Here is a 23,319-nt window from a genome sequence, read left to right on the forward strand (position 1 = left end):
CTTAGCAGTAACCCCTTTATTAGTATGTACTATTGTAGTATAACAATTGTCATCAATGTTTACAATACCCTATAATCAATCACACAAAATATACTCCTCAACTCATAAACTCCTAAACTTAATATCTATATCTTCTATATCTGAGGAAAACTTTTTATACTCAACATCAGCTGAATCAAAAAGAATTTTTGCTGTTTTTACACTCTCTCTATTCATTTGTTCATCTTTAAGATAAACTACTTTACTTATACCCGCTTGAATTAATACTTTAGCACATTCATGACACGGAAATTCAACTACATATAACACGGCATGTAATGTGCTTTTGCCACTACAATTTATTAAAGCGCTTGTTTCCGCATGACAAACATAACCATACTTTGTCTCCCATAATTTTCCTGTCTTTCCCCATGAAAAATTATCAGTTTTACACCTTTTAGGAAAATCATTATACCCTGTCGCAATAATATCCCCTTCTACATTGACAATACAAGCACCTACTTTCGTATTAGGGTCATGACTTAAATTGGATACTAGTATAGCTACTCCCATAAAACAATCTTCTTTCTCCATTAATTCGCTCCTTAATCCAGTAATTACTAACAACTATGTCAATATTACTTATCAGCACTCTTATTAACAACATTTTCCAAAAACACTCTTCTTTTGAAGCCTCCACGCTCCTCAATCTTTTCTTTACGAACCTTTTCAACCGCCTCCATAGAAATCCCCTGTACTTCAATGATTGTATAAAAAACCTCCAATATATCAGCAAGTTCTTCAATTGATTTATCATTAATCCATTCATTACACTCTTCAAGCAATTTTTGTCCAAGTATCTCTTTATACTCACCCTCATCTAATATGTGGAAATTTGCCACTTCACCATTCTTTCTAATTATTTCTGGTATTTTATCTCTTACTAGTTTATTGTAAAAAACACAATTATTTCCCATGTATTAACTACCTCTCATTTCAGTTTCATTTTTGTTTCTATTACTATGTGAACACTTATCTACATTAGAAAAAAGAATTTGAACTCTATCATTAAAAACCCCCCCTGGGATAAGACTTATAATAACCTATAATATAGAATTCGAGAAAGCCATTATTAAATTTTCCACCTCAACTTGGTCTTTTACAAACAATAATTATCAATCCTTAATTAAATTTTTATTCTAATCTGAAAGTTTACCATCAAGATAAAAGCAAGTTCGCGCTGCTCTAGCTAAAAGTTCAACCATACCAGGCAGTTCATAATATGGTACTAATTCCATACATATAAACTGAATTATTTTTTTGGTATTTAATAATACATCCTGAGTATTTTCTTTTTGACTTTTCTCCAACCATTGATATAGATACCTTGATAACTCTATAATGACTTTCTTTTTTGAAAGCATTTTTGATACTTTTAAGCACGAGAAATGTAATCCACAAAATAAATATATATCTTTATACTTTTCATCCTCAATAGAATTAATCATCTTATTCGCTGTATTAATTATATTATCATTAAATGCATTCCTATAAAATATATTAGCCGAACAAGCAGCAATCTCATCTCCAATTTTCCACAAAGTGCCTATATATGCTCTACAACCACTTGCAATTAATTGATCTGAAAATTCAGGCCACGAATTACATGTATTATTGAATATAAACGGATAGTTTTGAGAAGCTAATACATGAAATTGTCCTTGATGTATGCTGTCATAGCATCTAACATGACAAGATGTCTCTATTAAATCAATTTTTTCCCTTGTTATTTTTGAGTTTTCATCCTCACATCTAATAGAATTAAACATATCAGTATAAATATATTTAGGATAATTTTCATTATCAAGCTCATCACTATCCCAAATTAAATTATCAAAAAACTTAAATATTTTTTTACTTACTACATTAACATAGTCCTTCTCCTGTTCATCTAGGGAAAACCCTACTACTTCTTCATATTCAATTGTGTGGTTTATACCCATTCGATCAGTAAATTCATGTACCACATAATAACCATCTATTTGTCCTCCATGACTACAAATATGTAATATATCATATGGATAATGACTTCCATAGTAACTGAAAGCTTCCACTTTTGCATACTTATTAATGAGCTTTTTTACAAAAAATCTAGCATCTAACAAACTATTACATACTTCTATATGCTCTTTTTTTGTATAGTTTAAATCTGATAATTCTGGAGAAAAAACAATGGCACTATCGAAGTTATTGTTAAATTGTTCATAAATAATATTATTATACAGAAATATGTCAAGTGTATTTGATCTTATAACATGAGAACATGGGATGACTGAATTAAAAAAAACACCATATGGTATCCCGTCACTAAAAAAAGTTAAATACTCATAATCAGCCACATTAATGTCTTCAAATATATTTTCTATGTATGTTCTTATTCTGAGATACGCAGTATGTGACTGATCTCTTTTCCATTTTATAAAGTTACTTCTAATTTCTTTAATTTCAGATGGATTAAAGTGATTTATTAATTTTACATCAGCATTTACGGAGTAAGCGTAATTAAGTATTATAATGTCCAATACATCGTTCTTAGATTCTAAAACAATAAGTCCTTTCTCTTTATCTTCTCTTTTAATATAATCACTAATTCTCGGTGCAGCATTGTCAACAACTAGAAGTTTATTATTATCTTTTGCATGCAAAAGTCCCTTTGATATATCAGCTCTATTACAATTAAAAAATCCTTTAAACTGTTTATTCAGAAATTTTAATTTATCATTTATTTCATTTATACTATGTATATCAAAAAATGTAACCTTCCAATACTTTTCTAATTTAAGATATTTCTTTTGCTCTTCACTTAAACCTACCAGTATGATTCTGCTACACCTTGCTCTTGCAAGAGAGTTCATCATTTGCACTGTTGATTTTTTTATAACAATACTTGGAAAATAATTATCACTATAAATGTCTTCAACTTCTTCAAATTTACTACTTATCACTGGCATTTCAAAAATAGGTAAATATTTATTTGGTTCATTAACATAGCAGCAAATTATCGAAAGGAATTCTATATCAACATCACTAGATGCAATACAAGCTAAATCGACCATTAAATCAGGTGGCAAAAACTTCTTCATTATATGAATTCTCCTTATCACAAATTGCATGAAAACTATACTTTCTCATTCCTTATATTATATTCTTATTATCTCGTGAGTACAATTGTCTTTTTATGATACTAAAAAATAATTTTATGATCACTAAAACTAAGAATCAACCCTACTTTAGTTTTTGATTTTGATTTCTATTTCTATCCGCCAGTGTTGGTTATATTTACTCCACTCCTACTAAAAAAGAAAATAATTTTTATAAATACTTGAAATCTTAATTAATCATTTTCTATGCTCCCTTTAAGCTGTTAAAACAGCAATATATTAAAGGAGATATGAAATGTTTGATACAGTAAAAATTTACAAGAAAATAAAACTTAATACCTCTATTTTAGCTGCCTGGAAACTTCATAAAGGAAAAAAAATAATTAAATATGTCAAAGAATTAAAGGGAATTACATTCACATATTATCCTGAGACAATAAACAATCCCGTTAAAAATTTACTTATGGCTAGCTTCTCTATGCCAACCTTAATTTACGGTTCTAATGTTTTTATGGCTTATGAAAGTGATATTCCGAAATTACAAAAAAGTTTTCATTTAATCTCTAAAGAAATATTTGGTTTTGAGTTGCCTAATATTTTGTATTGGCAGGTTAGTAGATTAGATTACTGTTATAATTTCTATGTTGAACAAGTTGACTTAATCCAAAAATATATAAAAATATTAAATAAATGTAAGGTTCCCTACTTCAAAAATATATCCTATGATACAACTGCATTTTTTTATAATACATCACATTCTTTTAAATTTTATAATAAATTCGAAGAGATAAAATCCAAACTTAACAACGATAATGAATCTACTGATGAAAATATTGAGATTATAAAACCCTTCTCAGAAAACTTATTTAGATTTGAAGCTTCAATTCGGAGGAGAAAACTTTTAGAACTTTTTAGTTCTAATAAGAAAGGAGGTGTAATCTTAAAAGATATATTAACAGATGCCCAGGCAGTAAAAATCATGGAAAAATACTTGCAAAAAATTAAAATTCAGAATCCATTAGACCTAGTAAAAGCTAAAAAAATAATTCAAGCTTCTATTATGAGACCAACATCAAAAGCAAAATTGTTAGTTTTTATAGACTATCTTAGCAGATATGGAAGTATGAAAGCAAAAGAAAAGTATTTAAACAATTATCGCACTAGAATAAAAGACTTAAAACAACTTGGATTAGAGTCTTTTTTTATTTCAGACTTTACAGATGGTGTAATAAACTTCAAGTTAACATTGAAAACAGAGTTGCCCCAACAATTTCCTAGTAAAAATGTCTTTCAAATATTATTATCTATAAGATATGTCTTTATCTATGAAGATGGGGGCTAGTCCTTAATAACATCTCGACAATTTATGCAAAAAAGTATTTTGAAGCTAATTTTATAAATATCACCAGCAACAATAATTCTAGATAAACACCCTTTATAATCTAACTTATTAGCTGGTTACGCATCTTAAATTAATACACTATTGCATTACTTGTCTCTTAATAATTAAATTTTACAAAAGGAGGATAAAACGATGAAAACCACTAAAAAAGCCACTTTTTATGTCGATAAAGATATTTTAAAATCATTAAAATATCAAGCTATATCAGAAGGCAAAACAATTTCTTATTTATTAAATCAAATATTAGATCAATCAATAGATGATAAATATAAAGATATATCAATATTAACTAAAAACAATAGTAATTAATGAAAAATCAGAAATATATGGTAATTCAATCTTTGTCCATGAGAATACATTACCTATAAAATTCGATAGGATTAATCAAGGTTACAAACAAAGAAGTATTCGATAACCACTTAACTCTAGCTAGAGTAAATGATCTTCAGAAACTTGTCAAACTAAGAAATCACAATTTAGAAGGACACAGCAACACGCTTTTAACAGCTTATATATACTCCTTATTCATTGTTTTTGGAGATGATATTAACTATGTCTTATACAGAGCTTGTGAGTTAAATAATAGCTTTATTCGCCCTATTACAGAGCATGATCTGGATTATAAGCTCGATAGTATCTTCAAAATGTACACGAAATGGATGACAGATACCAAGAGAGCTGATGGATTAACATATGGCTACAACTATAAAAACGAAACGCTTATTTTAGATTTAGCAATTACGAATGAAGAACAAAGAGATATGAGATGTATTATAACGAAAGAAGATGTCAAATTAAGAGACATACAAAGACACAAAGAAGCTAGACGAGATAAAACAACAGGACTAACCGAAAGAGATCAGAAAAAACTAGATATAGAAGGAAAAGTCTCAGAAATGATTAGAAAAGGTTACAGTAAAGCCGAAATCCGAAAAGCACTTAATTTTACTCGACAAAAATTGTACTATTATAATTATTTATTCGAGCAGCAAGAGGTTCAATTTATTAATCCTTTTGAGGATGCTAAAGAAGAAGTTAAGAAATTAAGAGTAATTTAGTAGCTTAAAAACATATCTGCACGAGAAATAACATAAGAATTTAAGTTTTCGTACTTATTGAAAAATATATAATAAAAGCTGGAATAAAATTAGAAAAGTAACTAAGTGGAACGATTTCAGACGAAGCTATGCGATTCCGAAATTAAGGTCCTCTTTAGAGAGATATATAGACATTTTAACGATTTTAGTATGAATAACGGAGCATTCGCTATGATTAGCTATGTAAATTCGCTTCACATTAGGTTTATTCGCCTAGATTTCGTTCTCAGCGCCTCTATCTATATTTTCATCTAAATTTAAGTCAAGTTTAGATCTTTTACCTCTTCAGTAGTTGAAATCGTTCCTAGGGCATCAATTTATGATTTTTTTTATAATTATTTTATTATTTAAGCTTTGGAAGATGGGGATGTCGAAGACGAGGACATTCACATCTTCTTTTTTTTATCTCGGCAAGAAACAGGTACTTTTAATAAAAAGGCAACTCCGATCAAACCATAAGAGATCCTTAGTCTATGGAAATTGTTAAATATTTAACGCGGTCGATTATGGAATCATTAGTCCTTCAGTTGGTTGGCCCTGAGAATTCTTCCCATTTTTATATCTCTAAAAACCTACAGTTAATTAAATAGACTTATTAGCTAATTAAGATGCCTATTTTATCACATTTATTACTTAAAAAAGTGTATCATTAATTTGACAGCGTTTTTGAAACAATATATACTTATCAATATAATAAAATCGCCTCTATTATGAGATAGAGACAATTTCAAAAACTTTTTAATTTTCCTCGCATTGTTGGTACAGAGGTGATTTGTGCTTTTCATATTTATTTTATCTATTTATTTTAAAAAAGTCAATAGTTCAGGTATATTTATAATGGCCGCTATATAAAAGAAATGATTAAAGGTGTTCCATCTTACAATTTAACTTTGAGATAGCCGTACAAGCTATTAGGATGAAATTTAATAGGGAGTGTGATAAAAGTATATGAATTATGCGTATCAAAGAGTTTCGACTATTAAACAGGACGAAAAACGGCAAGAAATATCACTAAATCAATTTAAAATCGATAAGAGATATGTAGATAAATTATCTGGGAAAAATAAAGATAGGCCTCAGCTCAATAAATTAATGCTCGATACTACACCTGGAGATCAAATTTATATTGAAAGCATCTCAAGGCTTGGGCGAAATGTCGATGATCTTAGATATCTTTGTAAATATTTTTCTGAAAAAGATGTGGTAGTTCATTTTATTAAAGAAGGTTTTAATACGGAAGGTAATGTATATAAATTTATGCTCACGATCTTAGGTGCAGTCGCCGAAATGGAACGAGAACAGATTGTTGAACGCGTGAATGAAGGTATCCAAAAAGCAAAAAAATATGGAACTAGGTCTGGAAAGCCAATAGGCAGACCTGGCGTTACTCTCCCCTCTAGTTTTAGTAAATATTACCAAAAATTACAATCAAAAGAAATTACATCGGCTGAGTTTGCAAGATTAATCGAAGTGAGTAGGCCAACGCTCTACCGATACATAAAATTATTTGAACAAAAAAAAGCTATTATAAAGGAATAAGGCGGTTGTTAAATAATTTACGATGGCCTCATTTTTTAAAAAAAAGCCGCACCAGGATCGACTTGTCTACTGATAATGATTATCAATATCTACAGTTTTTTTGATCTTGGCGCGGCTACTTTATTCTTGCTATCTATTTGATCTCGAAATGGAATGTTGTATTGATTTATTATTTGAGTAATGGCTGATCTAAAGCCGATTTCGTCGTTCACTTTTTTGAGTATGGTTAATTCTATATCTTTATTTGTTTTAATACTAAAATAGCTTTTATATTCGATAATCATCACTATATCAGTCCACAAATAATCCATCGATATTTTCTTGTAAATAATTCTCAAATAATTTTCTTCTATAAAAAAAGCAAATTGATTTCGATATACATCAGCTAAGCTTATAAACAAAATTATACCAATTCCAAAGCTTAAAGTTATTGCTGTAAAAATTGTATCGGTTGTAAAATATGTGATAATACCAATTATAATAACAATTAAAAAAACGGATTGGACTGGTCCCTTATACATATCCTTACTGTATTTAAATTTCATTTAATTTAAATCGCTCCTTCTTGTGAATTTCCTTCTACTATCTAAAGACTCAGTATTAGTGATAATATCTCAATAAATGAAGAGTTAAGTTAAGCATATATCTTAGTTATTAATGCTGTTTAGTGACATTCGCAATCACAGGCGGTAAGATTTCGCGTAAAATAATATTAATTCCAATGAAATCGTTAACGATATTGAAAACGCGATCGATTTCGAAAACGCTAGACTTTAAATGGGATAAGATGATGTATAACAAAGACCATTCCTTATATCCTTATATTAGGGAACGGTCTTTTATTATTTTTATTTAATTAATTTTGTTTCTCTAAATATTTTATTAATTAGAATGCCAGTTGGTAGCACAACCATGTGTACCATATTATCATCAATATTGAACATTAAATCTTGTCCTTCTTTCTCAAAAGCTATTACATTTAATCTGTCTAATAAATGCACAGAAATGATATCTTTTTCATCATCATCTATAATAATATCTTTTGCAAAAATAATATACATGTTTTTTCCCTCCCCTACGCTTAAAAATAGTTGTTTAAGTTGCTGACAATCGAATAGTTTACGAAAATATGATATGATATATATTAAACCAATCAATAAGACTGATAAAAGGTGATGATTATATGATGCAATTAACATTAAAAGGAAAAGTGGCCGAAGATTTTAAAAGCAGAATGACAAATTTAGATAAAGTTATTATGGATAAAAGAGATGCATTTATCAATCAATCTAAAAAAGCGGTAGTTTCAACTATTACTGATGAAGGAAAAATAATATTAACCAGAACAGATGAAGATTAATTTTTATTAATTTGTATTAACATCTATTAGTACATGTTAACTTGTATTAATATATATTAGTTTATATTAATATGAATTAATATCTATTAACATAAACTATTTTGATGCAGCAAATATATTGAAAAAAGTAGTTATACGATTCCGAAAACCAGATCCTCTTTCTAAAAATTTATTAACTAAAAATCTCAATCATGCGAGCTGCAATCAAACTATGTGTAGCTAAGGTGTATTTTTTGATGCTATTTATTTTGTATTGGGATCCCATTGTCGTTTCAATTGAGTGTAGAAAGAAAAAATTTGTTTTTCTTCTAGCTATAATAAAATTTCCGTTTTTTGTGTTTAAGAACCTGCTTTCTATTAAATCTTTATCTTTTATTATATTTTTCATTTTCAATACCTCCATTATATAATCTATATTGAAATTATATCACAACATATGATAAAAGTCAACTTTTTATATACATATTAGTAAACATAATTCATTCGAAAAAGTGTTGCTTTATATCTTAATATTTCTTATACTTATTATAAGCTCCAAATAAACGAACGAGGTGATATATATGACCACAAAAAGAACCTGGCTTTCATTAAGCCCTGAGGTTCATGAAAAACTAAAAACAAAGGCAATTGATGACGGATTTGGCACAAGAACGAAGCTATTATTAGACGCTGTAGATAAATATCAAGGTGAAGAGCTCTCAAGAGACAGAAAGTTCCATACTTCAAACAGAAAACTATTATCATTAAACTTAATTGATCTTGATGATGAATTGATTACAGAAAAAGCCAAGTTATCCAGGATGAAAAGATCCGAATTTTTAAGAAGTTTGGCTTACACGATTGTATCGGAAAAATAGATATGGAATGACAGCGAGAGGTGTAATAACATAAATAAGACTTTTCTATTGTTAGAAGAAAAGTCCTTTTTGACTATGCGTATTTATTATTAACCAATTTAAATGTAATCTTCAGAGATATTTAACTGGGTCAGATTTTCTAGCTCCAGAAACAATAATCGGGACAACTACTTCTGAAATTGCTCTTTTTAGTTATTCTCTTCATCTATTTCTCTTGAATGATTTTCTAATGAAACTGCAAAATCATATAGTTCTTGTTTTTGATTACTATCTAATTTATTCAATATTTGCAATAATTTATCCGTATATGACATAATATTACCTCCATAATTCATTCTAAATAAGTAAAAATAATATCCAAAAATAACATTATTAACTCTTTGCGATTCCAAAATCAATATGCCCTTTAGAGGGCTTCATATCTACCCACTATTATAGACATAGATGCTGTCAAAGTTCTCACGAATTACTCACTTGATATCCGCCCTTTTTAAAGTCTTTATAATTTCCTTTGCAGTATGCCACATCATCACTGGAGGAATAGCATTACCCAATGCTCTGTATTGCGTTGATTCTGACTCTGCTAAAATAAAGGTCTCGGGAAACGATTGGATTCTTGCTACTTCCCTTGGGGTAAACCTTCTATATCTATCTCCTACTAATAGAACAGGGTCCGTACTATTCAAAGATACCTTTGCTAAATGAGAACCAACTGTATTACAAGGTTTTGATACATCCTGGGCCCTTCCTTTATTCATACTTTCTCTTTTTTTCATCATTCCTTGTACTGCTTTTTCACTAAAAAAATACTTTTCATCAACTTTTGATTCTATTACTCTTAATAACGGTATAAACTCTTCTTCGTTGTGGCTTTCAATTGGAAAATTAAACTCTATATTTAAATCATTTCTAAATCCAACGATAAAAACTCTTTCCCTCTTTTGGGGAACACCATAACTGGCCGATTTCAATAATTTATAATAAACATCATATCCACTACTTTTGAACTCCTCAATAATTAAAGGAAATGCTCTCCCTTTGTTAGCAGATAATAGTCCCTTCACATTCTCAGCTATAAAAGCCTTTGGCTGTTTTTCTTTTAATATTCTACACATCTCAAAGAACAGCTTACCTCTCTCATCTTTTACACCAAGTCGTTTTGGATTTTGTGCTATAATTGAAAATGACTGACAAGGAAATCCTCCTGTAAGTATGTCGAATTCTGGGATGTCAGATGTTAAAATTTCTCTTATATCTCTGTTATCTGGTTTTATATCAAAATTTAATTCAAATAGTTTACAAGCATTATCATCAATATCATTTGCATAAACTATTTCCACATCATTTTGATCATAGTATTTGCCTAAAAACTCAAAGTTTCCTAATAATCCTACATCAGTTCCTCCACATCCACAAAATAAAGATGCAACTCTTAATTTTCCCATGATAACAACTCCTCGAATGCACCTGAATCATTTGGGTTGAAGGTTATATCTGCTCCATCCCTTGGTACCATTTGTAGTATATCTTGCTTGTATAATCCGACTGGATCTTGCATAACAAATAATTTTCTTTCATACTTACTAACCAATAATCTATACACAAAATACCTATCTCTGATGCTTTCAGCGGTATTCCATTCATTTGTAGTTAAATGAATTTTGTTAAATTGTAAAGGCTTAGAACTTATAGTAGTCTTAACCTCAATATACCTTTTTCTAGCATCTAACTCAACTGATTGAATATCATATCCAACAGCAAACTGGGTAGGTATTCGCTTAATCAAATGTATTAGTTCCTCTCTTCCTCCTATTTTTACTCTCTCACATTCATGTCCATGGACCAACCCTTCCCCAATATCTCCAATATCCTTTGCTACTAATAATTCTCCAGAACCTAATTTTTGTTTTATTAATTCAAGGCTCGACTTTTTCAGTTCATCATATTCTTGGGGATTATTAGAAATGAACGCTAATATGTCTGTTTGGAAATCCGTATCAGAAACATCACGATTCACATATTCAAACCAGCTTTTCTGGAACGAACTAATTTGAGCCAAATCAGCTGTTCTACTGTGAATCATCTTGTCATAAATGGTAAACCAGTGGGTAGAATTTACAAACTTTAATATGGCTTCACTTTCCAAATTATTTATGTAATAGTTTTTCCCATCATGCGTTACAAGTAAATTTGCAATTTCCATATAATCTATAATATCACCCGCACAACGAACTACATCCCCAGTCTGATCGTACTCAATCTCATGGTCCCTATTTTCATTTATCCTCAACCAAGTTAATGATACATCTTCATTATCTCTTATGCACCTTAGATCATTAAAAATACAATGTGTAACTTCCGCTTTTGTAACACCAACTCTATTACCACTTTCTTTCTCGGCATATTGTAACAATTTTAAAATATACTGAGCTGGCTTAAACCTAATTCCAGCTTCAATCATTTTGTATGTTTCATGAGGTTTAATATGACCACCAGGATATTGGAAATTGAAAAGATATACTTTAAAACTCTCAACTAAATCTTGACTAGTTGAAAGTTCAATTGCTCTTAACCCAGGTTTTGTAATTCCATTTTCTGTAATTATAAATCCAAATAAAGCAGAAATCTCAGTTCTCCAATTGTTAATAGTTTTATTTTTTCTATGCATATTACCTGGAAATAATTTAATTGCCGCATTTACCCTGTTAGCAAATTCGTCATAGGGCAACTCTGTCAATTTAGTTATTTCTGTAGCCATATATATTAATACATTTTCGATATCACCTTTGAACCTTGGCCGAATATGATGCAATCGATAGTAATAATCATTTGGAATGTTATACATAATATCCCTACTTTCTACCTCAAATATTTTATTAAATCCTCTGCTATGCGTTGAGCCATTAATGGAGGAACAGCATTTCCTACTTGTCTAAACTGCTGGGTCTTATTTCCCCAAAAAACAAAGATATCAGGAAAGGATTGAATCCTTGCACATTCCCTTACAGTTGGTACTCGATTGTATTTATAATGAAAATGATGTCTATGCCCTGTGTCAATTGTTGGTGCTGGTTTATTACTACCAAACCTTGTCCATGCAACATTAAAATTCCTAGTACTTCTAAATTCATCAGGCAGACTTTTGTAATTGCATCCATCTGGAACCAGCGAAATAATATTCTGAACTTTCTCTGAATGTCTTGCAGCTACATGATTATATACATTTTCAGAATTTTTACGCATTAACTTTTGGTACTCATTTTGTGGCAAGGTATAGTAACCATCAACTTCTTTCCCCAATTCAAATTCCAATGGAAATAAATCGGATATTGCCATTTCACATGTAACTTTATTATCAAACTCCTTTGGAAATATAAATTCTTTGTCTTTTAAACCAACAAAAAATACTCTTTTTCGGTTTTGGGGAACACCATAATCTGCTGCACAAAGAATTTTAAAGCTAACTATGTAACCCATATCTGCAAATTTTTTTAAAATATTTTCTTTAATTTCACCTTTGAAAAGTCCAACTAAACCAGGAACATTTTCAATAACGAACGCTTGAGGTCTTATCTCATCTACTAATCTAATATATGATAAATACAATTTATTTCTAGGATCTTCAAATAGTCTATTCCCTGAAAGTGACATACCTTGACAGGGTGGACCTCCTATGATCAAATCGATTTTTTTATTACCTATTAATGGCTTGATGTTTTCTTGATATGAAATCTGCGTGATATCTCCACAAATATGCTTAGATCCTTTATGGTTTAGTTCAAATGTTTTAAGCGCTGCAGCATCATTATCAATTCCTAATAATACCTTAAATCCTGCTTTTTTAAACCCATAAGACAACCCCCCACATCCGCAAAACAAATCTATTGCTGTAAAAACTCTTTTTCCCATATTTAGTCTAAAGCCTCTTCTTTCTTGAGTCTTGTGGTTTCTCCGCATCTCTTGGTATTGCCCAATTTTCTCCCAACTTGAATACTCCTTGGATTCTATTATCAGAACAAAGAATTTGTACTCTCCGTTGAGTAATACCCCATTTTTTTGCAGCTTCGCGAGCCGTGATATATTTCACAAAATCACCTTCCAAAATATATATCTTGTTAATATTATATTCCACGGGGCGAACAATTGCAAGCACATGAACAGATTGTTTTTTGTTTTATAAATATCTAATCATAAGAGAATGCAACTCTAATACCATAGGATTATGCTTAATAATTTCATAATAGCAATATATTCAAATATATATTGCTTGATTTGATATGTTTTTTTGATTTGAGTCTCAATATGTAAAACATGAAAGACCTGATATATTCATGAACCCTTAATCTTACTTAAAAATTTCTTATCACAGGAACTTTATACATAGTATAAAAAAAGTTGCTAAATAATTCTTTCAAACTTTTTGGAGTAAAATTGGACTTTAGATATTTGAATAGTTATAATCAATAATAATCTAGAATAAAGGAGGTTTATCATATTAAAAATATAAGGGGGAGTTTTAGAAATGGACAGAATAGATTTAATTTTAAGTAATAGAGAGGAAAAACACGATCTGAATCATTTTTTAGATTCATTAATAGCTCTAATTATTTATGTATCGAGTATAACAGATGCTTCACATGAATTAAATGAATTAGATGATTTAGATGAGCTAAATGAATTAGATGATTTAGATGAGCTAAATGAATTAGATGAATTAGACGAGATAAATGAGTTAGATCAGTTAGATGCGTTAGTTGAGCTAGCTGAGTTAGATCAGACAGATAAGTTATATGAAGGAGTTTCACATTATGTGGAACTCTTTAACTACTGTGTTATAATATAATAATCATAATCCTGTGAGGTGAAATATTTATGAGTAAATTTATGGATGAATTTAAAAAAGATGTTAAAGACACCGTTGACAAAGAAATAAAAACCGCATATATTTATACTCGCGTTTCAACCGAAGAACAGACAGAAGGTTATTCTCTTGAAGCCCAGGTTGATGAAATTGAAGATTATTGTAGGTATCGAAAAATTAGCATTGAGAAAAAATATTGTGATGCAGGTATTACGGGAACATCTATCGATAAACGAGAAGCTTTAAAGGATATGTTGCGAGATATTAAAGTTAATAATATAGATGCCATAATAATATGGAAATTATCTAGAATCAGCAGAAATATGGGCGATTTAGTTGATATAGTAAAGCATCTCCAAAAGAATGATGTTGTATTAATTAGTATCACAGATAAAATAGATACAAGCACTAATATGGGACGATTTTTTTTCTATTTAGTAGGAGCGTTTGCTGAAATGGAACGAGAAAACATAGTTGTACAATCAAGACTTGGGATGAAAAAGCGAGCAGAAGAAGGAAAGTGGAATGGTGGAAAACCTGCTATTGGTTATGATTATTCATCTGAAAAAGGACTTATTATAAATGAGAAAGAAAAACAAACAGTTCTTAAAATATTCGATATGTATACAAAACAAGGCTGTGGGTACTCAAGAATTTGTAGGTTTTTAAATAATAATCTAGACGAATTTTCCACCAAAAACAATAAAAGTTGGAGTTATGCCACTATAAAAACTATACTTGATAACCCCGTTTATGCGGGATATATACGATGGGGGAAACAACTAAATTGGGAAAAGGAGCGTAGAAAGGGTACTACAAATAATTACACGCTCTCAGAAGGCATTCATGAATCAATAATTTCTGAAGAACTTTGGGAACTTACAAGAGAAATTCGCAAAGGGAAAAAAGCTCCTGAAAAAATCACAAATCTTCATTACCTATTATCAGGTTTAGCAAAATGTCCAGTCTGCGGAGCAAGTATGGTGAGTCATAGGACTAAAGGTGCCCTAAAAAATGGTGGTATAGTATACTATAGATATTATGCGTGTTCACAATGGGCCAATAAAAAAGCTATTTGCAAACCAAATCTCGTCAAAGCAGCTACCTTAGAAGATCAAGTAATAAAAAGAATTTCTAGATTTATTAATTCACCAAATTTATATGAAATACTAAATAAACGCCTCTCGAATTCATCTGATACAAAAGAATTGGAGGCTCAATTAAAATTAACTGAACAGAAGCTTAAAAAAAATATTGGTGCAGAAGATAAATATTATGAATATGCGGCCGATGAAGAAATATTAAAAACACTTAAAATAGAAAAAATAAAGGAGAAATTAGTAGCGCTAAATAACGAACAAATGAAATTAATTAGCGAAAAAAATGAGATAACTAAACAAATCAATAATATTAGTAATAGTAAAATGGATATTGAGAAAATCACTTTAGTATTACAGAATTTTGAAAATCTATTTTCAATAGCCACCTTTGAAATACAAAAAACATTGATTCATTCATTAATAAAAGAAATTAAAATTAAGAGAAGTGACCGTATAGAGGAACGACTTTCTGAGGAAATTATTCTATGTTTAAATGACATAAATTTAATGAATTTTCATACTGAGGAAGATCAAACCCATTTTGAGGTCACTTATGATACGGCTCACCTAAGTTAATCCTAAAACACCTATATACCTGCTCTAGCAAAATGACTCTCATTAATTGATGGGGGAAGGTCATCTTCGAAAAGCTCAACTTTTCATTGCATTGCTGTAAAACTTCGTCAGATAGCCCCAAAGATCCTCCGATAACGAAAGTTAGATGACCATTTCCTTGAACTCCAAGCTTCTCAATATGACTTGCCAATTCCTCTGAAGATTTGTGGGCACCATCTATTGCAAGGGCTATCACATAAGAAGAAGGGTTCATATATCTCATTATACGACTACCTTCTCTATTTTTAACTTCTATTTCCTGGGAAATAGACATATTCTCTGGTGCTCTTTCGTCAGCAAGCTCCACAATGTCTAATTTACAGTATCTACTTAATCTTTTTTCGTATTCCTGTACCGCATTTTTCAAGTAATCTTCCTTTAATTTACCAACTGTAATCAATGTAATTTTCAATTTATTACCTCCTTGCTCATCCTTTATTCAAATTATATATACTCCTAAGTAGCCTTTACTTGACATTATCAGTTAATTTAACTAAAATATAATATATATTAATGATTCAAATACTCTACTATGTTGAGCCTAGACATATTGAATTTGAAGAAAGGACGTACCTTATGTCTCGAATTATTTGGGATGACTCACTACAAATCGGAATTCAAGTAATTGATTATCAACATAAAAAGATTGCTGATTTATATAATAAGCTAGTTGATGCACTTGTTGATTCTAAGCCGAAGGAGCTAATCAATTTAATTATAAAAGAGTTTATGGAATATGCTCTAACTCACTTTGAAACCGAAGAAAATATGTTTAAGCTAGCAAATTATGTTGATACGAAATCCCATATAGAGCAACATCAAAAATTCCAGAAAAAAGCTCGTGAAATGATTAATGGCTTCCATACTGGAAAAATCGTCCTGTCAGAAACCACTTTACACTTTGTTCAATTGTGGATAACTGATCACATTAAAACCTCCGATATGGCATATTATAATTCATTACGAAGAGCTGGATTTAAATAAAGAAAAGTGCTCCTTAATATAAGAGCACTTCATTTTTTTGTATTATAATTATGAAAAGGTATTTTAGTACCCTGCCGTTTATTCGTAACTACAAACATCCAACTGTTATTACAAATAAAGCACCTATATAACCTTAAATAAATCTTTTTTACCTTCTGAAGATACTCGACAAATATTTGCACCTAGCTTTTGAAGCTTGATTTCAATATGTTCATATCCACGATCTATATAGTCTACATGATTAATTACTGTTCGGCCTTCTGCTGCGAGTCCTGCCAACACAAGTGCGGCACCAGCTCTTAAATCTGTTGAAGTTACCTCTGCACCTGTTAAGCCTTGAACACCTGTAATGAATGCCGTACTACCTTCAACCTTAATATTAGCACCCATTCTATTTAATTCATCCGTATATTGGAACCTATTTTCCCATACACCTTCTGTCATTAAGCTTGTACCCTTAGTCGTTGCAAGTAGTGCTGTAATTTGTGGTTGCATATCTGTAGGAAATCCTGGATACGGCAATGTCTTTACATGTATGCTCTTAAGAGGTTCCTTCATAAATACTCTGATTCCCTCATCAAGCTCTTCAATGCCAACACCCATTTCCTTTAGCTTTGCAGAAATTGCTTCCATATGCTTAGGTATCAAATTGGTAACCGTTACATCTCCACCTGTGATTGCGCCTGCCACCATATACGTTCCAGCTTCAATTTGATCTGGGATCATCATATATTGAGTACCATGTAGCTTCTTCACACCATGAATTTTAATTGTATCTGTTCCTGAACCTTTAATGTCTGCACCCATACTATTTAAGTAATTAGCAACGTCTACTATGTGAGGTTCTTTAGCTGCATTTTCAATCACTGTTAAGCCTTCTGCAAGAACAGCAGCTAAAACAATATTAATGGTAGCACCTACACTAACAACATCTAAATATATATTGCTCCCTATTAACGCTTCAGCCTTTGCATTAATCATTCCATGTTCGATAGAAACCTCTGCACCGAGCGCCTCAAAGCCTTTAATGTGTTGATCTATTGGTCTATTTCCAATATTACAACCACCTGGTAATGCTACTTCTGCTTCTTTAAATCTCCCTAACAATGCACCTAATAAATAATAGGATGCACGAATCTTATTGATATGTTCATAATTTACACGGATTGTATTTATTTTTCTTGCATCAATTCTAATGGTATGTTCGTCAATATGATTCACTTTCACACCTAATTCTATCATTGCATCTAATAAGACAGAAATATCATTAACACATGGTACATTTTCAATAATGCACACATCCTTGCATAGTATGGACGCAGGAATAATTGCAAGCGCTGCATTCTTAGCTCCACTTACAGAAACCGTTCCATTTAACCTTTTACCACCATTTATAATCAATTGTTCCATTTTACACCTCATAGTTCATTTTATAAACACCTAGATTATAACATAAATCCCCTCAAATGTAAAAGAAAAATTATTTCCTTACAATAATTGTATTATTTCCAAAAGATTATAACTTATTCTAGTAAGAAATAAAGAGGGCGTTTTGTCTGTTTCACTTAATTATTATTTCATGCTTTCAAGGCTTTTTGACCTAAGCTCATTGGTATATGCATTAATATAAAATACAAATTCATTGTGTAGCTTAATTCTATAATATGGAATTGCTTCTGCCAAAATGTTTTCTCCAAAAGAATTGCTACTAATATCATATCCAAGATCAATGCTTTTAATAGAATATAATTCACCTTCATCTAATTCTATGCTGTCCACAAAATTATATAAGGCTTCATCAACAGGATATAACTTCTCTTTCTTACCAGCGAATTCAACAGGTGCATACCTTAATATGTTAGCCTGTTCAACGCCCTTTGATGATATTTTCATTTTAACATAATTACAAAAAATAATCTCATCTTTATAAACTTCATTATATTCCAATACATAATAATCGTCATATACTTTACTAAAGGTTAGCTCAAGATTTGGTACCGAAAGAGTAATATCCTCCGCAAATTTCTCTCCAACTTCCTCTATATCTTTCTGTGTATAGGTTTTAGGTATATAGTTATCATTGGTGCCTGTATAAGACAGAATTCCTTTTTGATTGCCTTTTAAATACTTTAGCTCTTGATTGTTTGAAGTATATTTTTCAGCTTCAGCTGTAAATTCCGTTTTAAAGGACTCTCCATTAAAAATCACTTCTGCGATCATTTCTTTGTTTATTTGAGGCTCATGTAAAACAACTTTTCTCATTGGAAAGTTCTCTGGAACATGAGAATATAATGCAAAACCATTCTTATATAGTATTTCTCGCAGCTGCTGCGTACGTTCAGGCGATAAAGTATGCTTTTGTTGATTGTTGTTGTAACTTATATAAAAAATACAAATATTCATTATTAAAAAAAAACCAATAAATATGTTCATTATTTTATTCCAGTTCATATAGACCTCCTTGTTTAAAGTTCAAGTGTATGAAACTTACCATTGAATTTAATAATCCACATCAATTTGGCCTTGTTTTCTTCCATTACATACCCCAAACACATGTCTTCAAGTTCCCCTTTACCCACATCAAAGCTACCAATAAAGCTATTTAAAGCATCTTCTAACCTACTTTTAAACACTTCTTGACCTTCTAACCCATTGATTGCAATAAGTACCCTTTTATATTTTACAACTTTCCCATTTTCAACTGTAATTTCCATAGGATATTTCATGTGAATATTTGTTAACTTTTGCTGATCCATGAGTAATGGCAACCCATCATATCCATATTTATAATAAAAAATTGTTTTTTTATCTAATACTGTATAGGCTTTCAGATAGTAATCTTGAGTCGATAGAAGAACATCTTTCGCTAAAAAGGTTTCTGCAACATTGAAGCATTCCGAAACATTTAAAGAGGTATTGTTATCACTTAAAACGCTTGAATACTCAAATACTGCACCATTGTTGTATTTGACTATGGTATCATCATCACCATAAATCATAACATCTATGTTTGGTATTGTCCATTTAACATTGGGCGTATCAAAAAAACCGTTTACAAATTTTTCCAAGTCCTCTTTTTCAAAATTTTCATCTGTAATAAAAGGGGTACTAAAGCTTAAGCCATTGTTATATTGCAGGTTTTCAGTCGGCAAAGGCAGTAAAATATTTTCATTAAATTGTTCAATATCATTTTTCAAAGAAGATATATACGGCGGAAAACTTTTGTCTTCCATTTTATTTATATAGGCTTTAATACTCTTGTTTTCTTCCCTTAGTTCATTTTGACCTAGGGAAAAGACGTATACATCACCTGTTTGATCATCTATGAAATATGCCTTAATTTTATCCGTTTTTTCTTTTGCAGGGATTAAACCCATCGTTTTGGTTGAGGAAAGATTCTTAAACGATGATTCACTCACATTTAAGTCCCTTGCTAGTGCTTCTTTCGTCATAGACAAAGATAGTGCAAAGATCAACCCTCTGCTTTGCCACAGCTTACTATCTTCTTCATAAACATCTTCTAACTTACCCTTGCTTAACACTTTTGTAAAAGCTTTCATACTCGCTGTTAAGAGTTTGTCATAATCTAAATTTTTCTTCTGAATAATCGTGAAATCCTTATCCGAGGCGCCTAAAAACACGCCAAGCATATGTGGTTCTGCCATATAAGCTCTATCCGGTTGCCCTTTAGGCTCACTTATGATCGCTACGGTCTTATCCAGAAAACTATAAAAAAAGTTACGGTCTGATATATTATCAAACCATAACGTTATTATTTGGTAAATACTAGTCAAAATTAATAAGCCTAAAATTAAGGATTTTACTACTGATTTATTCATAAAGCCACCTTATTTACTCCAAGAATTCACTGGAGATTCAATCATTTGCTTAATCATTGAACCTTGTGTTGTTTTTGTTTCGCTTGGTGCAGTCTTTTCTGGTTGAAATAAATTAATTTGAAGATTTTCTAGGTTGTCTTTTGTTTTCTCTTCTTTAACAGTAATCTTAAATAACCTATACAAAATCAAGTCACCTTTCTTAACCGCAATGACTATATGATTCTCTCCTGTCTTTAGGCGGACAGACGAATTATACACTCCAGAGGCACCAATTTTTTGTATTGATTGGTCAGAAGTCATAACGTTTCCATTTTTCGAAACATTAAAAACATTTACACCAACTATTGTTTGTTCATCACCCTTGCCAGATAATATCTTCTCATCTGCAAACGTAATAATAGAAAACTTACTATATCCTTTATTTAAAACAAAAACCTTGTAATCATCAATATCTTCGATATCATCCTTTGATATACTTTTTCCATCCTTGGAAACTGAATATAACCCTAAGCTTCCCTTTGTTGCCTTTTCTGAAAGGTCACCTTGATCAATTTTAAAGGTTAGAAAAAATGTATCCTGATCATTATCTGGCGCAGCATATGCACTTATAGAAAAACTGAATGCCATCAACAAAAAAGCCGCTAGAAAAACTATCTTTTTCAAATACATACGTACACCTCCTTCGATAGAATTCGTTAGTACCATAATTATACAAAACCAATGTTACAGTTTCATTACAAACCCATAACTATTTCCTAACACTTACCATGGGAAAACTTAGAAAGAAGCAGGTTCCCTTTCCAAATATACTGGTGAAGGTTATTTGTCCTCCATGATATTCCATGATTTCTTTGGCAATTGAAAGTCCTAAGCCTGTACCTCCCATTTCCCTCGATCTAGCCTTATCAACGCGGTAAAATCTTTCAAATATTCTTGGCACGTCCTCTTCTGGGATTCCAAACCCTGTGTCTTGAATTTTAATGATTGCATAGTTTTCTTGTTCATATATATTTACATCTGTAGTGGAATCTTCCGGACTATACTTAACAGCATTCGAAATAATATTTTTAATAACCTGTTCAATTCTATTTGCATCACCAACCACCTTATATACAGCTTTGCTTGGATGATAATTCAACTTTTGACTCTTTTTATCAGCATGAATCTGGTATTTTTCTATACTTTCCTCTAACAACATATTGAGGTTAAGTTCTTCCATAATGAAGGTAGTTTGCTTGTTATCGAGCTTAGATAGGTCGAGTAAATCCTGCACAAGTGCCGTCATCCTATCCCCTTCATAATTAATCACATTTAAAAAATTCATAGCAACGTCTTTTTCATTAAGCGCTCCATCTAATAGGGTTTCCGTATAACTTTTTATAGTAGTTAATGGCGTTCTTAGTTCGTGAGATACGTTTGCAACGAACTCTTTTTGCATTTCTTCTAGCTTTTTATGTTCTGTAATATCTTGAATAACACAGATCATTCCAACCTGGGTTTCTGATTGACTCAAGAACTTAGCAAGACAAAGATTATAATAACGTGCGCCAACTTTAATGATATGTTGCACCGCATCATTCATTACCTTATTAAATATTGTTCTATAAGGCACTTCTGAATATTCAGAAAAAACATCTTTGTAGGTCTTTTGTGCTGTAATCTTTAACATGTCAACAGAAGCAGGATTATAATGGGTTAGTACACCATCTTTATCAAAAACCAATATGCCATCGGTCATATGTGAAAATACAATTTCTAGCTTGTTTTTTTCACCGGAAATCTGCTCCAATGTATCTTTTAAGGAAGCCGCCATAGTGTTAAAGTTATCTGTTAATTGCCCAATTTCATCATTTGAATAGAGCCTGATTGGATCATCTAAATGACCAGCAGCCATATCCTTAGCTTTTTTTGTTAAAATACTAATTGGCTTCGTTAAAAATCCAGAAAAAAGGTAACCTAATACACCTGCCATAGCAATTGCCAGAATCATTACAAGGACAATTACTTGAACAATATCCTGAAGCATAGACTTTATTTTTTCTGTTGAGGCTAATATGTAAACGACATATTCCACTTTATCCTCATAATATACTGCGCTTGCAAATCCCCTATACTCAACTGCTGCTCCATCCAAGTGGACGCTATCTAGCTTATCAGTTTTATCTCCATACAACGCACCCATTACTTGAGGATAATAAAAGCTATCTGTAGCTAGCTTTTCCGAATTTGGAAAAACAATATCACCTTTTTTATCTAGTAAATATATTTTTTTATCATAATAAACATTGCTATTTGTTTCAATAAATTGCTTTAAAGAGTTTCCTATTTCATCGGGGTTTGCTTCATCGTCGATATAATGCTTTATTAGATTTGCATTTTGCTCTAACTCTTTTTTCATATTTTTATATTCATTACTACTTGTTTGCCAAATGATTAAAGAACCACTCATGATCATTACGATGATGACCAAAAGAACATATATGATGATCATTCTCCACTTTATACTATTTGCCATTGTTTATCCT

At 30.8% G+C, this 23,319-nt stretch carries 23 protein-coding genes; 6 read left to right on the forward strand and 17 right to left on the reverse strand.

What is annotated here, in order from left to right; all coding sequences use genetic code 11:
• Positions 1 to 102: 102 nt before the first annotated feature.
• From CVU84_15200 to CVU84_15210, 3 genes are all read right to left on the reverse strand, one after another.
• A complete protein-coding gene (locus CVU84_15200; protein PKM93522.1) occupies positions 103 to 573 on the reverse strand; it encodes a cytidine deaminase in 471 nt (156 codons plus the stop codon).
• Between the two features lie 44 nt (positions 574 to 617).
• Complete coding sequence (locus tag CVU84_15205; protein ID PKM93523.1) at positions 618 to 956, reverse strand: phosphoribosyl-ATP pyrophosphohydrolase; 339 nt, start codon at positions 954 to 956, stop codon at positions 618 to 620.
• Between the two features lie 222 nt (positions 957 to 1,178).
• Entirely contained in the window at positions 1,179 to 3,122 is a 1,944-nt protein-coding gene (locus CVU84_15210) for a hypothetical protein (GenBank protein ID PKM93524.1), read from the reverse strand.
• A gap of 313 nt (positions 3,123 to 3,435) precedes the next feature.
• On the opposite strand from CVU84_15210, the gene CVU84_15215 reads away from it, so the two are divergent.
• From CVU84_15215 to CVU84_15225, 3 genes are all read left to right on the forward strand, one after another.
• Positions 3,436 to 4,482, forward strand: coding sequence for a hypothetical protein (locus CVU84_15215; GenBank protein PKM93525.1), 1,047 nt, complete (start codon positions 3,436 to 3,438; stop codon positions 4,480 to 4,482).
• Between the two features lie 719 nt (positions 4,483 to 5,201).
• A complete protein-coding gene (locus CVU84_15220) occupies positions 5,202 to 5,600 on the forward strand; it encodes a hypothetical protein (protein ID PKM93526.1) in 399 nt (132 codons plus the stop codon).
• A 987-nt stretch (positions 5,601 to 6,587) separates the two neighbouring features.
• On the forward strand, positions 6,588 to 7,178 hold the full coding sequence (locus CVU84_15225) for a resolvase (GenBank protein ID PKM93527.1): 591 nt from the start codon (positions 6,588 to 6,590) through the stop codon (positions 7,176 to 7,178).
• An 89-nt stretch (positions 7,179 to 7,267) separates the two neighbouring features.
• Here CVU84_15225 and CVU84_15230 read toward each other — a convergent pair whose 3' ends face one another.
• The 3 genes from CVU84_15230 to CVU84_15240 all read right to left on the reverse strand — a co-directional run bounded on the left by CVU84_15230 (position 7,268) and on the right by CVU84_15240 (position 8,926).
• Positions 7,268 to 7,723, reverse strand: a complete 456-nt coding sequence (locus CVU84_15230) for a hypothetical protein (GenBank protein PKM93528.1) — start codon at positions 7,721 to 7,723, stop codon at positions 7,268 to 7,270.
• 303 nt (positions 7,724 to 8,026) lie between these two features.
• Complete coding sequence (locus CVU84_15235; GenBank protein PKM93529.1) at positions 8,027 to 8,239, reverse strand: hypothetical protein; 213 nt, start codon at positions 8,237 to 8,239, stop codon at positions 8,027 to 8,029.
• A gap of 471 nt (positions 8,240 to 8,710) precedes the next feature.
• Positions 8,711 to 8,926 (reverse strand): hypothetical protein, encoded by a 216-nt coding sequence (locus CVU84_15240; GenBank protein ID PKM93530.1) that lies wholly within the window; start codon positions 8,924 to 8,926, stop codon positions 8,711 to 8,713.
• Positions 8,927 to 9,098: 172 nt separating this feature from the next.
• Between CVU84_15240 and CVU84_15245 the strand changes: the two genes are divergently transcribed.
• The gene (locus CVU84_15245; GenBank protein PKM93531.1) at positions 9,099 to 9,395 is read left to right on the forward strand and encodes a hypothetical protein; all 297 of its coding nucleotides are present in this window, start codon (positions 9,099 to 9,101) and stop codon (positions 9,393 to 9,395) included.
• Positions 9,396 to 9,865: 470 nt separating this feature from the next.
• Here CVU84_15245 and CVU84_15250 read toward each other — a convergent pair whose 3' ends face one another.
• The 5 genes from CVU84_15250 to CVU84_15270 all read right to left on the reverse strand — a co-directional run bounded on the left by CVU84_15250 (position 9,866) and on the right by CVU84_15270 (position 14,200).
• Positions 9,866 to 10,840 carry a DNA (cytosine-5-)-methyltransferase gene (locus tag CVU84_15250; protein ID PKM93532.1) on the reverse strand — a complete coding sequence of 325 codons (975 nt, stop codon included), beginning with the start codon at positions 10,838 to 10,840 and terminating at the stop codon, positions 9,866 to 9,868.
• A complete protein-coding gene (locus tag CVU84_15255; protein PKM93533.1) occupies positions 10,828 to 12,240 on the reverse strand; it encodes a restriction endonuclease in 1,413 nt (470 codons plus the stop codon). Before CVU84_15255 ends, CVU84_15250 begins: the two co-directional genes overlap by 13 nt.
• Before the next feature lie 14 nt (positions 12,241 to 12,254).
• A complete protein-coding gene (locus tag CVU84_15260) occupies positions 12,255 to 13,304 on the reverse strand; it encodes a DNA (cytosine-5-)-methyltransferase (GenBank protein PKM93534.1) in 1,050 nt (349 codons plus the stop codon).
• 7 nt (positions 13,305 to 13,311) lie between these two features.
• Complete coding sequence (locus tag CVU84_15265; GenBank protein PKM93535.1) at positions 13,312 to 13,482, reverse strand: DNA-binding protein; 171 nt, start codon at positions 13,480 to 13,482, stop codon at positions 13,312 to 13,314.
• A 517-nt stretch (positions 13,483 to 13,999) separates the two neighbouring features.
• A complete protein-coding gene (locus tag CVU84_15270) occupies positions 14,000 to 14,200 on the reverse strand; it encodes a hypothetical protein (protein PKM93536.1) in 201 nt (66 codons plus the stop codon).
• Positions 14,201 to 14,267: 67 nt separating this feature from the next.
• Here CVU84_15270 and CVU84_15275 point away from each other — a divergent pair, with 67 nt between their 5' ends.
• Positions 14,268 to 15,932 carry a hypothetical protein gene (locus CVU84_15275; GenBank protein ID PKM93537.1) on the forward strand — a complete coding sequence of 555 codons (1,665 nt, stop codon included), beginning with the start codon at positions 14,268 to 14,270 and terminating at the stop codon, positions 15,930 to 15,932.
• Here the strand turns inward: CVU84_15275 and CVU84_15280 are convergent.
• A complete protein-coding gene (locus tag CVU84_15280) occupies positions 15,904 to 16,383 on the reverse strand; it encodes a 23S rRNA (pseudouridine(1915)-N(3))-methyltransferase RlmH (protein ID PKM93538.1) in 480 nt (159 codons plus the stop codon). The two genes, CVU84_15275 and CVU84_15280, sit on opposite strands and share 29 nt — an antisense overlap.
• A gap of 101 nt (positions 16,384 to 16,484) precedes the next feature.
• Here CVU84_15280 and CVU84_15285 point away from each other — a divergent pair, with 101 nt between their 5' ends.
• The gene (locus CVU84_15285) at positions 16,485 to 16,955 is read left to right on the forward strand and encodes a hypothetical protein (protein PKM93539.1); all 471 of its coding nucleotides are present in this window, start codon (positions 16,485 to 16,487) and stop codon (positions 16,953 to 16,955) included.
• Positions 16,956 to 17,078: 123 nt separating this feature from the next.
• On the opposite strand, the gene CVU84_15290 is transcribed toward CVU84_15285, so the two are convergent.
• The 5 genes from CVU84_15290 to CVU84_15310 all read right to left on the reverse strand — a co-directional run bounded on the left by CVU84_15290 (position 17,079) and on the right by CVU84_15310 (position 23,309).
• The gene (locus CVU84_15290) at positions 17,079 to 18,365 is read right to left on the reverse strand and encodes a UDP-N-acetylglucosamine 1-carboxyvinyltransferase (protein ID PKM93540.1); all 1,287 of its coding nucleotides are present in this window, start codon (positions 18,363 to 18,365) and stop codon (positions 17,079 to 17,081) included.
• 162 nt (positions 18,366 to 18,527) lie between these two features.
• Complete coding sequence (locus CVU84_15295; protein ID PKM93541.1) at positions 18,528 to 19,406, reverse strand: hypothetical protein; 879 nt, start codon at positions 19,404 to 19,406, stop codon at positions 18,528 to 18,530.
• Between the two features lie 14 nt (positions 19,407 to 19,420).
• Positions 19,421 to 20,794 carry a hypothetical protein gene (locus tag CVU84_15300; protein PKM93542.1) on the reverse strand — a complete coding sequence of 458 codons (1,374 nt, stop codon included), beginning with the start codon at positions 20,792 to 20,794 and terminating at the stop codon, positions 19,421 to 19,423.
• Between the two features lie 9 nt (positions 20,795 to 20,803).
• Positions 20,804 to 21,463, reverse strand: coding sequence for a hypothetical protein (locus CVU84_15305; protein PKM93543.1), 660 nt, complete (start codon positions 21,461 to 21,463; stop codon positions 20,804 to 20,806).
• A gap of 79 nt (positions 21,464 to 21,542) precedes the next feature.
• Positions 21,543 to 23,309: a hypothetical protein gene (locus CVU84_15310; GenBank protein ID PKM93544.1), complete on the reverse strand. Its 1,767-nt coding sequence runs from the start codon at positions 23,307 to 23,309 to the stop codon at positions 21,543 to 21,545.
• Positions 23,310 to 23,319 lie beyond the last annotated feature (10 nt).

This window comes from Firmicutes bacterium HGW-Firmicutes-1, from assembly GCA_002841625.1.
Lineage (GTDB): Bacteria > Bacillota > Clostridia > Lachnospirales > Vallitaleaceae > HGW-1.